Raw genomic sequence first — 12,729 nt, 5'->3', positions numbered from 1 at the left:
TTGGAAAGAGGTTTCCTATATGAACCTATATCAATCCTTTTAATTTTCTTCAGGGGGGATCGGGTTCGTTGAGAAAATCGTTGCTACATGAAGTAAGTTAGCTGCCATCGTTTTTACTTGACCAGCAGTAAATTCACTTTTTATCCCTTCAGCTTCTATGAAGGATGGACCAGGTCCTGCTTCACCTAACCAATAGGCAACGGGTTCCGGTGGCATCGTAAAGCCCATGTAATTTAAACTAAATACAATGGATGCTGCTGCATTTTTAGCTCCATCTTCATTCCCTGTGACGACCACGCCACCTACTTTATTATAAAAAATAGACTGACCATTTTCATCAGTAAGGTTTGCACTTCCATTTATGCGTTCCAATACATTTTTTGCAATGCTGCTTTTTTCACCTATCCATAGGGGCGTACCGATTACAACAATCGTGGCGTTTCTTATCTTTGTAAGAATTTCTGGCCACTGGTCACCATCACCTGCATCATCTGTTATGCCATAGGGGATGTGGTAATCAGCGATGCGAACACTTTCACATTCTACGTGGTGTGTTTGGAGAATCTTTGCGACTTCATCCATTAATGCTTGGGTGTTTGATACTTCCTCGCTCTTCTTTAGAGAACAATTTAAAAATAGTGCCTTCATTGGTGGAATCCGCCTTTCGTCATCTAATGATCGTTTATTTGTTGTATAGCCTTCATAAGAGAAGATTAAACGTAAAATGCGACCTTATCTATTACCAACGAAAAGCGGAAAACGATATAAAAACAAGAGTCCGCAAGACTCTTGTTTTTATGATTTAACGGCTCTAAGAATAGCACTTACGATTAAGACAAGGATAATGGCACCAAGTAAAGCCGGTAATATAGCAAATCCACCAAGGGATGGCCCCCAACTACCTAAGAGGAATGTACCAAGGTTGGCTCCAATAAATCCTGCAATAATGTTACCGATAATTCCAAAAGGGACACCTTTTCCAGTAATGGCACCTGCGGCCCAACCAATTAACCCACCTATAATTAAACTCCAAATAAAGCTCATGATGTGTATGCTCCTTCCTTAATAGGGTTGTTTTATTATTCCCAGAGAGCTTTGTTTTTAAACGAAAACGGGTTTAGGAATGTTTTCGAAGCGTTCACCTCCCAAACATCTTACTCCATTCAAAGAGGTGCTGGATTGTTCATTTTATTTTAACCGAATATCCTGCATCACAATGTGACTATGTGGCAAGGAAGGAATCTCATTAAAACTAAAACTTAGATCTTGATCAGGGATTGTATAACTCATCTTATTTGCCAAATAATCAAGACTCTCTTTCAAAATTTCAACAGTAAGCCACTCACCGGCACAACGATGTCCGACATCGTAGTCGCCTCCTCCTTGAGGAATAAAATCAAAAGGGCTCTTCTTCCACGTCTCAAAGCGTTCAGGGTTAAATTGTTCAGGGTTATCCCAAAGATCAGGATGATGATTTGTTCCGTAAAGGTCTAATAACGTTAAGGTGCCTTTCTTAAACGAATAGCCTTTCCACTCAAAATCCTTTGCTGTTCTTGCAGCAGTAAATGGGAAGAACGGATAAAAACGGCGAACTTCCTGAATAAAATGTTGCAGACGAGTTTCATCCGATTCTTTAAGCTTTTCGAGTTGATCAGATTGCTGATGGACGGCGAGAGCTGTAAAACAGATATAAATCGCTACCGCAACGATTGGACGAATAATATTAATGATTTCTACCGCGGCAACTTCCACATCCATCAGTTCCCCGTTTAATTCACGGTGCCAAGACATTTGATATAAAGCAGTATGCTCATCAGGTACGATTTCACCTTCTCTTACTTCTTTTACTAAGCCTTGAATCCATTTCTCTGTTTTTGTTCGAGCACGTCTCCCTTTCCAGTGATGGGGTCCGATGGCGGCTGTTGCCTCAATCATAGAGGCGAGCCAATCCGATTTTTCGCTCACTTCTTTATCAGATAGAGGAACGCCAGCCCACTCACAGGCAGTGCGGCACAGTAATTTTTGTGCTTCCTCGTATAAAATGATTTCATCTTGCTCATCCCAACGCGAAAGTGCAAGTTTCCACTGCTTATCGGTGATAGCCCTAATTTCTTTTAAAGCATCCTTTGTCATTAAGGACATAAAAAGCGCCTTGCGGTGGTGATGCAATTCTCCATCTAAAGTCTGAACACCGCCTTCGCCAAATAAGGTTTTTAACACACGTTTAGGGGCTGCCCCTTCCCGGGTGAATTTATCTTGATCATAAAAGAGTTCTGCTGCTTCCGCACCACGTAAACAAATGGCATCTTCTCCTAATAATTTGGATTGGAAAAGATCAGATTGAAAACCTTGAGCTCGATTGGAAATAAATAAATAGCCTTCTCGAAGAACATCTAATGTGTGGTCTTTGCCTTCTTCTTTGGGAATAGATTGTGATTCAGACATGTCAGTCGACTCCTTTTTTCTTCTTTGAATTAAAATTGCTTTTGGAGTGGAAACATGGGCGATTTCTAGTTATAGCTAGTTCATCGCCTATGAAAATTTAAAAACGAGGAAAAGGCCTATATAGACCATTCACTACCAAATAAGAAGCGGGGGAGCTTCTACTTAGTTAGATTCACTTCATTGGACTGATTTCCCCTTTGAGAGCCGATGTGTTTGAATTGTTTTTTACCATGTTTATTTTTAGTCTTTTCTCCGCCTTTTCTCTCTGCTCTCCGTAACTCATCATCCCGCGTTGCTGGTTGTTGTTACTAGTAGCCATTTAAAAAAAGCCTCCTTTAAAAGATCACTTTACTAGTAACCGCTACAGAGTAGTTTAAAACCTCTTTAGTGTGATTTTTTAATGAATGGTAGCTCCTACAGGCTAGGCAAACGTTTTAGGGAAGGAGAGAAGGGATTCGCAGAAAAATCAATTAGAGTGAGAGGATATGCCAATAGTATGACATCTCATTGTTTTTTTATACTAAAAATGAGACAAGAAGCTCGTATTGGGAGCCTCTTGTCACGTTTTTGAATTCTTCGAGATAGGAAAGGATAAACGTATAAAGTGCTTAGCTTATTTAACGGTATCAAATTCTAGTTTTGACAATGCTTTTGCGATGTTAGAGAATACTTGGATTCGATTGAAGTTTATTCCTAATTGAACTGCTGTTTGTGCAAGCTCTGGTCGGATCCCTGATAAAGAAGCCTGTGTACCGACAAGACCGAGTCCTGTTATTAATTGAAAGAGTTGATTTGCTACCATTGTATCGACGATGGGAACACCAGATAAATCAATTAACAAACGCTGAATTTTATCCTCCGAACAAGTTTCGAGTGTTTTTTCAAAAATGGATTTGGCACGTTGTGTATCAATTTCTCCGACTAAAGGGAGGAGCGCAATGCTGTCATTTAAATGGATAACTGGTGAGCTTAGGTCGGTAATTAATTCTCGTTGAGAATGAAGGAGCCGATCTGATTTTTCTTGATTTCGCTTTATAAAAGCTAGAATCAGTTTTTCGTATGCGGAGACAATCGTCTGGACGTACTTATTATAATCTTTAAAAGATAAATCATGTTCAAGTGCATACTGTGCAATAAAGTCCATATAAATGGATTGGTTTCGAAAAAATTCTTCTATAATTTCCGGTAGAGGGGTATTTAAGTGCGCTTGGTCAGAAGCAACATGGTCAATCCATTCATCAAATTCACTTTCAATACAATCGATGTTGTCATCAAATAACTCACAGAAGATTTGATGAAATGTATGGTTCTGTGATTTTAATTTCTTAATCTCATCATCATTGTTTGAAGCGTATACTCCAGACTTGGATTTACCGATACTTTCAAACCATTCTTCTGTTAATTCCCACGTGTTATTTTTAAAATAGTGGTAAAAAGATTGAATCATTTTGAACTCCTTTGTCTAATAAGACCTAATATGGGTAATTACCCATAATGTGTCGTGTTAAAACATGAAAATCGATTGATGGCTATATTTTTTATTATTTAGCCGTTGTTTTTTGTGACTTTTTTGGGTTATAACTTTCCGACCTTTTCATTTCTTTTCTTAAGGAAGTATCATGAGCAATTCGTAAAATAGGTCGACTAGCGAGCATTAAGCTTCCGCATAAATATAGGATTCTTCCATAGATTTCAGTCGTTGAAAAGAAATTAAGTATACTTCCCCCCACAAAGAAAAAACCGATTAAGATATCATTCATTGTGGTAATGAGTTTGTATCGTTTTTTAAAAAAGAGGCGAAATCCACCTGCTTTAATATCCAAGTATTCGTTTCTATTTCTGATTTTCGACATAAAACACTCTCCTAAGCTGTTTTATGTATATAAATTCCACTCTTATTTATTCTGAAACGTAAAAGGTACGTTCTCTTCGGTTTGGCATCAATTTAGTACGTAATTAATGTCAAAATGCCGTGTATGGCGAAATAAAGACCAAATCCAATGAGTGAGAAACCCGATAGATAGGCAATTGCTTTTAATATCGTTGCTGTTAAGAATCGGCGGCTTCCGCTCGTAATACCGGCTATGAAAAGATCCCAAATGGTAAGTCCAACAAAAATCATACTTGTATATAAGAGGAATTCTTCCGTTGTGGTTGTTTGCGCTGTTTTTACCATAATAGAACCATAAATACCGAGCCAAAAAAGCATAGACATCGGATTGGAGATGGACATGAGGTATCCAGTGAAAAAACAGTGCGTGAGGGAGTCTTTTTTACGTGACTCTGCAATCTGGAAGAGACTGGCTTTGGTCATTGCTTCAATACCTGAATAAATTAAAACAAATGCACCAAATAACCATAGAAAGGTTTGGATAAAGGGGGCCTCAATAAAGTGGTTTAAGCCAAAATAGACACACACCATAAAAGTGGCATCTGCGACCATCCCACCGACCCCTACTATCCATGAATGAAGGAACCCATTTTTGATTCCTTTCTCAATCCGAGCTGCATTTACCGGACCGATTGGCGCAGCTAAACTTAACCCGAGTAGGATGTAACTTGCTAGTATGCTCACACTCATCTTATTGCCTCCTTACATGTCCACTTAGGTACAAGTCTATGTGGGCATGCGGAAAAGAGACCTTTTTTTATAGGCTAGTTTTAATTTTTTTATGAGACTTTTTAAGAAAACGAGCTGCAAGTCCTATTAAAGTGATAAAGACTAAACTTAAATAAAATCCAGGGCGTCCAGTGTCTTCAAGCGTTATCCCAGCAATGGCGGCCAGCATAAGCACAATAGCAAAAAAGTAAGCGACAGTAAGAAAAAACCGTTTTTTCAGTAAGCGGATATTGGAGAGAATGATGCAAATCCAGTTAAATAAAATTAAAATCCCTGCTGCTGTTGTAATGTATTCAAATAAGTTTCCCGGCAAAAGTAATGCGGCTACAACAGCAGCAATTAGACCTAAGACGGCAAGGCTTAGAGAAGCTAGAGGGAGATCTTTATACTGGATGCGTTTGGCAAAAAATTTAGGTGCATGGTGATTTTTGGCTAAGCTAGCTAAAAGGGTGGTTACCCCAAACAATGCAGCTGTCATTGCAGAGAAACCAGCAACAATGATAGCCGCGTTAAACACGTGAGGAAAAAAAGCTAAATTATAGCTAGTCAACGCCGTAACAAATGGGCTTTCTTTATCTGTAAAAACGGTATAGGAAACCATGCTAACAGCAATCCCTAACGAAACAACATATAAAAAAGCAACCAATGCTAATAAGACGGTTCCGGCTTTAGGTGCATCTTCTTTCTTTTTTAATTGCATGGCCATCAAACCAATGACCTCGATCCCTCCGAATGCATAAAAAGCATAAATCAGAGAACCCCAAAATCCAGTTATTCCTCGAGGGAACAATTCCCCTCCTGTCATAGGCAAACTTGGTTCTTGACCTGAACCTTCGAGGAAATGGAAAAAAGCAAGAGTCCCAAGAATGATGAACAATAGAATGGCTGCAGCTTTTATAACGGAAAGAACATTCTCAACGGAATCAAACCCTTTGGTTCCGAGTAGAACCACACCAATTGCCAAGAGGGAATAAATGGTTGCGAAAACCCACAGTGGCACCGATTCAAACCAAAAGCGCGATAATATTGAAAGTGCAGTAAGTTGGCTACCGATAATGAGGATATTTGACATCCAATAATTCCAACCAGAGGCAAATCCCATTTTCTCACCAAAGGCTTTTTCAGCGTAGTAACAAAAAGAGCCTTCTTGTGGATCTTCAGCAGTCATTTTTGCAAGAGCGAGAAACACAATGTAGGTCCCTAAAGCTGCTAATAAGAAAGCAAAAACAATGGAAGGACCCGCCAATTTAATACCGATACTTGAACCTAAGAAATAACCTGTGCCAATTGTACAACCAACGCCAAGCAGAGATAACTGCCACCAAGCAAGCGTTCCTTGTGTTTTCTTTAATTTCGTTCTTGATTTAGCCACATTATCTCCCCTATCTTAATTTCTGTTATAAAGTTTACCGATGTCGCCATTTCTATACGGATTACCAGTATGGTTCAGTTGGTTCAACTTATCGGAATGAAGCAAGCTATTCCTCGAATAGGTTAAGTGGAGCGTGGAAAGGAGGGGGAGGATGAATGAATGTCCAACAATTAATAAATGAATTGAGTTTAATCCCTGATAAAAATAAAAAAGTTATGATTCAACATCTACTTTATCTAAGGAAAGAGAACTTGATCGTAATGGAGGAAAGTGCAATTAGAGGTGTTTTTATGACAGAAGGAGAGGGAGTCCATTTAAATGTAGATTTGATCGAAGCAAAATCAATTTAAATGAGAGGAGTTTTTCTTTTTGTTCTTTCATGTAAAAGAATTGCAGTATGAAGCAAAGCCGATGAAGCCTGATCCAGTCTTTGCTGCAAAACTTCAAGAAGCTCTTGGTGGTCAATATGGGGAAATCAGTGTAATGATGCAATATTTATTTCAGGGTTTTAACTGTAGAGCTGACAAAAAATACCGAGACTTACTTTATGACATTGGAACAGAAGAAATTGGGCATGTGGAGATGTTTGCGACGATGATCGCACGATTGCTCGATAATGCCCCATTTGAAGTGCAAAAAAACGCGTATGATATGGACCCAGCGCTTGCCGCCATATTAGGTGGGACAAATCCACAACATGCGATCGTGGCTGGTCTTGGGGCAATGGCTGCCGATAGTCAGGGATACCCGTGGAATGCCAAATACATTATTTCCAGCGGGAATTTATTAGCGGATTTTAGAGCAAATCTCAATGCAGAGTCTCAAGGGAGGCTGCAAGTAACAAGGCTTTACGGAATGACTGATGATCCGGGCGTAAGAGATATGTTGTCATTTTTAATTGCCCGGGATACGTATCATCAAAATCAATGGTACGCAGCCGTGAGAGAATTAGAAGAGCGAGAAAATGATATTGTTGTTCCGACCACTTTTCCGCGGTCTCTTGAGAAAGAACAGGTTGCATATACTCTTTTCAACTTTTCTCAAGGAGAAGAAAGTAAGACCGGGCGGTGGGCTTATGGACCAAGTTATGATGGACGTGGCGAATATAACTATGCTCAGCCACAAGCGTGGGGCCAGGCGCCGAAATTGCCTCCAGCGCCTCCGGAATATCAGAACACAGTCGCCTATCATGAGGCGAATGCTACTTCACCGCAAAGTAACGAAAATCAAGCTTATGATAAACGTGATTGACTTTGTAGAGGCATATTCTAAGGGATATGCTTCTTTGTCTTTCTAGAAAATGCGTTGGGATAAGACCTATCGATACATAAATACAAATAAACAAGGGCATGCTTTTACCGTGCAAATGAAAGGTGGCACCAAAGATGAAATTACTTAGGAGGATTGCTATGGGCATTTTAAGTGGGAACCCACAAGATGAACCGATGCATTATGGTGAAGTATTTAGTACATGGAATTATGTGATGACGAGCAATAAAACAATTGCGGATACACAAATGTTGGTTAATCACGTCGGTGACAATGATTTAAAAAAGTTATTAAATGAGTCGATTGAGGCTGCACAAGCGGAAGTGAAACAGGTCTCAGAAATATTGATGGCGAACGGTGTGGCGCTGCCTCCTGCCGCTCCAGAACCACCAACGGTGGAATTAAATGATATTCCAGTAGGTGCTCGTTTCCCAGATGCGGATGTTGCGGCAACAGCTGCAGCTGGACTCGCTACTGGTCTTGTAACATGTAGTCAAATAATGGGACAATCCATTCGTGAAGATATCGCTATGATGTTTGGCCAGTTCCACACAGCCAAGGCGACTCTCGGTGGGAAGTTCTTAAAACTTATGAAAGACAAAGGATGGTTGGTTCCTCCTCCGCTACATCATCATAAATCAGAAGAATAAACGAAAACTGCCCTGCTAAAGGGGCAGTTTTTTTGGATTCCAATGCCATCCCTCGTTGAAAAGACCTAACGAGAAACGCCACACCGGTTAAGTTATTGGGTATAAAAAAAGTGCGAGACAATATAATCTCGCACAGCAATAGGAAAGGGGGAATGGAGAACTCTTATAACAAGAGTACTTATTTTAATAACCACGTATAAATGAAAATAAACGTCCTTTTTTATTCTAATAAAGCTGTGCCAAAAGTCTTAACTTTTGAGGTTTTTAGTCCTTAACTGTCGATTGAATATCTTCAATGAGAATGATAAACTTGTTTTTTTCATTTGAATAGGACGGGCGTTGGTTTTCTATTAGGAAAAACTTATGACACTTAATATCATTGCAACTACAACTATAACAAGTACAACCTTTTTAAAATTAATTACAGAATTTCAGACATAAACTGCACTAAAAAAGAACCGTTTGTTAACGGTTCTCTTCCCATTATAATCCTGCTTCATATTTAAGTCGTTTGGACAACTCTCTAAATTGCTCTTCATCGAATCCAGGAGCAAATTCTTCGGGTACAATATCGAGATCAGGGATTTCTCCACCTTCTGGCGTTCCATCAACCACTTCTAATTCACCCTCTGGTCCGATTGGTGTAGGGCCTGTCCAAATGCGATTAAGCAAGTGGTAATCGTCATCACTGAAGCGGTATAATTTACGGTGTTCACCCAAGGCTTCGTATTTTCTTGCATGTTCAAATGCCGAATTATCTAAGCTTGGGACCGGAAGTAATTTCATCATGTTAACCCCAGTTACTTCTTCAATCGCTCTCGCGTAAGCAACGGCATGAACACTTCCACGTACGAGTAAATACCCTACTAATTCACGTGCAGTCTCGTTGTCGGTCATTTGATAAACGCGCATCTTATGTGTCCGAGCTCCGCATTCTAAATAAAAGTTATGAAGCAAGTCATTCACCAAGTTCCCACTTGAAAAGACATTGTCACCAGACCACGGCTTCCCTGCTGAATCAGCAGGAATTGCATTTTGTCCTCCTAAAATAAAGTTAAATTTATTTCCAAATCCTTGCACTGGTGCAAGAGGTGTATCATCAGGGTTTGTACTTCCATTGCCAACAGAGCCATCGAGGCATAAATTAATTGTATTCGAAACGAGTTCAACATGACCAAATTCTTCCGCTGTAATGCTGGCGATTAGCTCATAGAAAGGACGGAGTTTCTTCTTACTTCTAAAATTAAAAGATTGAAACATGTAATTGTTTAACGTAGACATTTCTCCAAAGCGTCCGCCTAACAATTCTTGGACGACGCCAGCTGATTCAGGGTCTGGATGCTTCAACTCTGGTAAATCGATTTGAAGTTTATCAATTCGTTTAAACATATTTAGTCTCCTTTTAATTGCAAATTTGATTTTTCGTTAGCGAAATCAAAGTGAGTTTTGTCTTAAAAATCTATATGATGACATTTCTCCACATCCGATTATATGTGTTTTTTTCGCCGCCTTTCCGTCCTATCTCTTTGCAATACAACTTTGGGCGTTGTTGATAGCCGCCTATTAGCCAATATGGAAAATCCCCCCTTTAAAAGATTACTCTACTAGTAACCGCTAGAAACAAAGTTAAAACGTCATTCTCCAAATCTTTCTATTTAGTTACATTTAGGGTCACTTCTGCAATATAAGTGGAATAATAATGAGAGAAATAACTACTTTTTAAGTAATGGTGTTGATACTAAGGAAGTGATAGTTTGTCCGTTTGAGATAGTTAAATGTAAGTTTGTAAATAACGAATACTTTTAGCTAGAGAAGGACAAAAGTCTTGACTTTTAAAAAAACGTTTAATTCTAAAAAAGGGAGGTATACAACTACTACACTTTTAAAAGGAGGAATTTTATCATGGCACAATCTACTAGCCAAAACAAAAACCAAAACCAACAAGGAAAAATGAGTTATGAAGAGGCAGGCAGAAAAGGTGGAGAAAAGACAAGCCATAACCATGATAAGGAGTTCTTTCAGGAAATAGGAGAAAAAGGCGGAGAACAAACAAGCAAAAATCATGGCAAAGAACACTATCAAGAAATTGGAGCTCAAGGCGGAAGCCAGAGTGGTTCTAGCACAACTAGAAATACAAATAACAACAACTCAGGCAACAGCACAAACAACAATTCCAGCAACAACTCTGGAAACAGCACAAACAACGATTCCAGCAATAACTCTGGAAACAATACAAATAATAATTCCAACAGCAATTCAGGAAACCGTTAGTAGAGCTACTCTAAATAAGTAGATGAAAAAAAGAAGGAGGGCTAACAAGCCCTCCTTCTTTTTGTACTATAATGCTGTCTAATTGAAAGATATTCTATTCTTCACTACGCTTTGCATTTTCCTTAACGAAGTGAAACATATCTGCTTTTTTCAGTTTGGAACGCCTCGGATCAAATAAAGAGAAATATGGATGATCGTTACCGATTATTTTATCACGCAATAGAAGAGCGGCCGCTACGCCGTTCGTCATCCCCCATTTGCCAAACCCTGTTGCCACTAAGAGATGTTCTTCCCCAGACACGTGTTGACCAATGTAAGGGAGAGAATCAAGCGTATGCAAATCTTGAGACGACCAACGATACGGTATGCTTTCAACGCCAAACCATTTCTCTCCAAATTGTTTAAGCGCTTTATAAGGAGCGAAATTGCTTCTCTTGTTTTTTCCAGCTGTATGTCCTTCTCCTCCAATTAACAGAAGTGGCTCGCCTTCAGGGCCGTTTGCTGTTCTTAATGAGGTTCCTGCTGGATCGATGCTAAGCGTCATACTCTTAGGTGGCTCAATATGAGGTTTAATCGCCAAGCAATACGATCGTTCGACGTGAAGACGGGAAAAGTATAAGCCCAATTGATCATTAAAAGGAAAATGCGAACTAACAATGCAGTAATTGCATGTAATCGTATGACCATCCATCGTCAATGCTGTCGGTTGATTTTTCCCTTTTACACTTTGAATTCGTGTACCTTCGTATATCTGACCGCCATTTTTTAGAATTGAAGGGAGGAGCCCTTTGAAAAACTTTACCGGATGAAATTGCACTTGGTTTTTGAGTAGTAATGCTAGCTTTACCTCAAAGGGCATTCCAATATTCCCAGACGCGATTATGCCTTCTATCCCTAATTTTTGGTATGCTTGCGCTTCTTTTTCAAGCTCATTTAAATGTTGGTCGCTTGTTGTATAAATAAGAGCGTCTTTTGTTTGAAGCTCTGCGTCAATCTTCTCTTTGTCTGCGGTTTTTTTAATGAAAGATAAAGCGTTTTCGTTTGCTTCATAATATAACCTTGCTTTTTCCTCCCCTACTTGATGGGTCAATTTATGATAAAGAGAACCATGTTGAGAAGTTACCTTAGCGGTGGTATAACCTGTTGTGCCACTTAGAATTTGATCTCCTTCTATAAGCGCAACGTTTAATCCGTGTTGAGTTAATAAGTAAGCAGATGTTATACCGGTGACCCCGGCACCAATAATAGCGACATCCACTTTTATATTTTCTTTTAATTTGGGAAAGGATTGATTGCTTTTGGTATCCCGCCATAGGGTATGGGATAAATCAGGTAAATGGTTATGACTCATTCTTCTCCTCCTGTTTTTATTTTTGGTGTACCCTAAGTACTGATGTTTTTAACAGAAAAAGAAACATATTTTGTAGAACGCAATCTTGATCTTAGTTATATAGGTATTAATTTATAGAGAGACTCATTTTTATGACTAATCTATGATTCTGTGAAACAACTAGTTTGAAGAGAATGATGATGGGTAATTGTATAACTATCATTAAAATGAAGGAGGAATGAAAGTGGCAAAAAAAGAGTACGCAACACACGAGATCTTGGAGGTACATGAAGTGCTTACCGTGCAAACAGCTTCTGCCGCAAAATCTTCTATGATGCAAGGACTTGCTTCAGATAGAAAATTAAAGCAGCTGTTGGCGGAAGACGTAGAAGTGTCTCAAAAAGCAGTTGAAGAATTAAAAGCCATTCTACAAGAAACCAATTAGGGAGGTTTTCTAAAAATGCCAGGAATTCTAGACAAACTTAACAATAAAGACATGATTTCCGATGAAATAATTGCGACGGATCTTTTAGTTACAGCTAAAGCGGCTGTACGGACTTACGCGGTCGCCATCACTGAGACGGCTAGCCCCAAATTGCATAAAGCTCTAAAGGCTCAGATGGACGAGGCTATTGAGGCGCATCATAAGATTGCAACCTATATGATTGAAAAAGAAATGTACCATGCCTATGATATCGAGGAACAGATTAATCATGACCTCAAAAAAGCAGATGTTGCTTTAGAAATGCCTGTAGCTAATAAGTAAAATTCG

At 39.2% G+C, this 12,729-nt stretch carries 15 protein-coding genes and 1 pseudogene; 6 read left to right on the top strand and 10 right to left on the bottom strand.

Annotated elements, in window-relative coordinates:
- Nucleotides 1–39 precede the first annotated feature (39 nt).
- The 8 genes from BK584_RS11375 to BK584_RS11345 form a co-directional block, all read right to left on the bottom strand.
- Nucleotides 40–648: a flavodoxin family protein gene (locus BK584_RS11375; protein ID WP_078392716.1), complete on the bottom strand. Its 609-nt coding sequence runs from the start codon at nt 646–648 to the stop codon at nt 40–42.
- Between the two features lie 147 nt (nt 649–795).
- The gene (locus BK584_RS11370; RefSeq protein ID WP_078392715.1) at nt 796–1,044 is read right to left on the bottom strand and encodes a GlsB/YeaQ/YmgE family stress response membrane protein; all 249 of its coding nucleotides are present in this window, start codon (nt 1,042–1,044) and stop codon (nt 796–798) included.
- Between the two features lie 144 nt (nt 1,045–1,188).
- On the bottom strand, nt 1,189–2,445 hold the full coding sequence (gene cypC / locus BK584_RS11365; RefSeq protein WP_078392714.1) for a CYP152 family fatty-acid peroxygenase CypC: 1,257 nt from the start codon (nt 2,443–2,445) through the stop codon (nt 1,189–1,191).
- Between the two features lie 172 nt (nt 2,446–2,617).
- Nucleotides 2,618–2,764, bottom strand: a complete 147-nt coding sequence (locus tag BK584_RS24595) for a hypothetical protein (RefSeq protein ID WP_169871206.1) — start codon at nt 2,762–2,764, stop codon at nt 2,618–2,620.
- A gap of 294 nt (nt 2,765–3,058) precedes the next feature.
- Nucleotides 3,059–3,892, bottom strand: a complete 834-nt coding sequence (locus tag BK584_RS11360; protein ID WP_078392713.1) for an STAS domain-containing protein — start codon at nt 3,890–3,892, stop codon at nt 3,059–3,061.
- A 94-nt stretch (nt 3,893–3,986) separates the two neighbouring features.
- On the bottom strand, nt 3,987–4,298 hold the full coding sequence (locus BK584_RS11355; protein ID WP_078392712.1) for a YrhK family protein: 312 nt from the start codon (nt 4,296–4,298) through the stop codon (nt 3,987–3,989).
- A gap of 92 nt (nt 4,299–4,390) precedes the next feature.
- Nucleotides 4,391–5,026: a LysE family translocator gene (locus BK584_RS11350; protein WP_078392711.1), complete on the bottom strand. Its 636-nt coding sequence runs from the start codon at nt 5,024–5,026 to the stop codon at nt 4,391–4,393.
- A 67-nt stretch (nt 5,027–5,093) separates the two neighbouring features.
- A complete protein-coding gene (locus BK584_RS11345; protein WP_078392710.1) occupies nt 5,094–6,437 on the bottom strand; it encodes an amino acid permease in 1,344 nt (447 codons plus the stop codon).
- 155 nt (nt 6,438–6,592) lie between these two features.
- On the opposite strand from BK584_RS11345, the gene BK584_RS11340 reads away from it, so the two are divergent.
- The 3 genes from BK584_RS11340 to BK584_RS11330 all read left to right on the top strand — a co-directional run bounded on the left by BK584_RS11340 (nt 6,593) and on the right by BK584_RS11330 (nt 8,356).
- Nucleotides 6,593–6,787 (top strand): hypothetical protein, encoded by a 195-nt coding sequence (locus BK584_RS11340; protein WP_078392709.1) that lies wholly within the window; start codon nt 6,593–6,595, stop codon nt 6,785–6,787.
- 19 nt (nt 6,788–6,806) lie between these two features.
- Entirely contained in the window at nt 6,807–7,688 is an 882-nt protein-coding gene (locus BK584_RS11335; protein WP_078392708.1) for a manganese catalase, read from the top strand.
- A gap of 158 nt (nt 7,689–7,846) precedes the next feature.
- Complete coding sequence (locus BK584_RS11330; RefSeq protein ID WP_078392707.1) at nt 7,847–8,356, top strand: DUF3231 family protein; 510 nt, start codon at nt 7,847–7,849, stop codon at nt 8,354–8,356.
- 483 nt (nt 8,357–8,839) lie between these two features.
- Here BK584_RS11330 and BK584_RS11325 read toward each other — a convergent pair whose 3' ends face one another.
- Complete coding sequence (locus tag BK584_RS11325) at nt 8,840–9,745, bottom strand: manganese catalase family protein (protein ID WP_078392706.1); 906 nt, start codon at nt 9,743–9,745, stop codon at nt 8,840–8,842.
- A 513-nt stretch (nt 9,746–10,258) separates the two neighbouring features.
- Here BK584_RS11325 and BK584_RS24150 point away from each other — a divergent pair.
- A pseudogene (locus BK584_RS24150) lies at nt 10,259–10,456 on the top strand (stress-induced protein, KGG, repeat-containing protein); the annotation flags it as partial.
- Nucleotides 10,457–10,721: 265 nt separating this feature from the next.
- Here the strand turns inward: BK584_RS24150 and BK584_RS11315 are convergent.
- Nucleotides 10,722–11,978, bottom strand: a complete 1,257-nt coding sequence (locus BK584_RS11315) for an NAD(P)/FAD-dependent oxidoreductase (protein WP_078392704.1) — start codon at nt 11,976–11,978, stop codon at nt 10,722–10,724.
- A 223-nt stretch (nt 11,979–12,201) separates the two neighbouring features.
- Here BK584_RS11315 and BK584_RS11310 point away from each other — a divergent pair, with 223 nt between their 5' ends.
- Nucleotides 12,202–12,402, top strand: a complete 201-nt coding sequence (locus tag BK584_RS11310; RefSeq protein ID WP_180320503.1) for a hypothetical protein — start codon at nt 12,202–12,204, stop codon at nt 12,400–12,402.
- Between the two features lie 15 nt (nt 12,403–12,417).
- Entirely contained in the window at nt 12,418–12,723 is a 306-nt protein-coding gene (locus BK584_RS11305; RefSeq protein ID WP_078392702.1) for a spore coat protein, read from the top strand.
- The last annotated feature ends 6 nt before the right edge of the window (nt 12,724–12,729 follow it).

The organism is Shouchella patagoniensis (assembly GCF_002019705.1).
Taxonomy (GTDB): domain Bacteria; phylum Bacillota; class Bacilli; order Bacillales; family Bacillaceae_D; genus Shouchella; species Shouchella patagoniensis.
The sequence above is the reverse complement of the archived record's forward strand: the minus strand, read 5'-3'. Positions and strand labels throughout refer to the sequence as shown.

Coding starts and splice junctions, on each gene's coding strand:
- BK584_RS11375 (WP_078392716.1), bottom strand. CDS start 648: ATGAAGGCACTATTTTTAAATTGTTCTCTAAAGAAGAGCGAGGAAGTA.
- BK584_RS11370 (WP_078392715.1), bottom strand. CDS start 1,044: ATGAGCTTTATTTGGAGTTTAATTATAGGTGGGTTAATTGGTTGGGCC.
- cypC (WP_078392714.1), bottom strand. CDS start 2,445: ATGTCTGAATCACAATCTATTCCCAAAGAAGAAGGCAAAGACCACACA.
- BK584_RS24595 (WP_169871206.1), bottom strand. CDS start 2,764: ATGGCTACTAGTAACAACAACCAGCAACGCGGGATGATGAGTTACGGA.
- BK584_RS11360 (WP_078392713.1), bottom strand. CDS start 3,892: ATGATTCAATCTTTTTACCACTATTTTAAAAATAACACGTGGGAATTA.
- BK584_RS11355 (WP_078392712.1), bottom strand. CDS start 4,298: ATGTCGAAAATCAGAAATAGAAACGAATACTTGGATATTAAAGCAGGT.
- BK584_RS11350 (WP_078392711.1), bottom strand. CDS start 5,026: ATGAGTGTGAGCATACTAGCAAGTTACATCCTACTCGGGTTAAGTTTA.
- BK584_RS11340 (WP_078392709.1), top strand. CDS start 6,593: ATGAATGTCCAACAATTAATAAATGAATTGAGTTTAATCCCTGATAAA.
- BK584_RS11330 (WP_078392707.1), top strand. CDS start 7,847: ATGGGCATTTTAAGTGGGAACCCACAAGATGAACCGATGCATTATGGT.
- BK584_RS11325 (WP_078392706.1), bottom strand. CDS start 9,745: ATGTTTAAACGAATTGATAAACTTCAAATCGATTTACCAGAGTTGAAG.
- BK584_RS11315 (WP_078392704.1), bottom strand. CDS start 11,978: ATGAGTCATAACCATTTACCTGATTTATCCCATACCCTATGGCGGGAT.
- BK584_RS11305 (WP_078392702.1), top strand. CDS start 12,418: ATGCCAGGAATTCTAGACAAACTTAACAATAAAGACATGATTTCCGAT.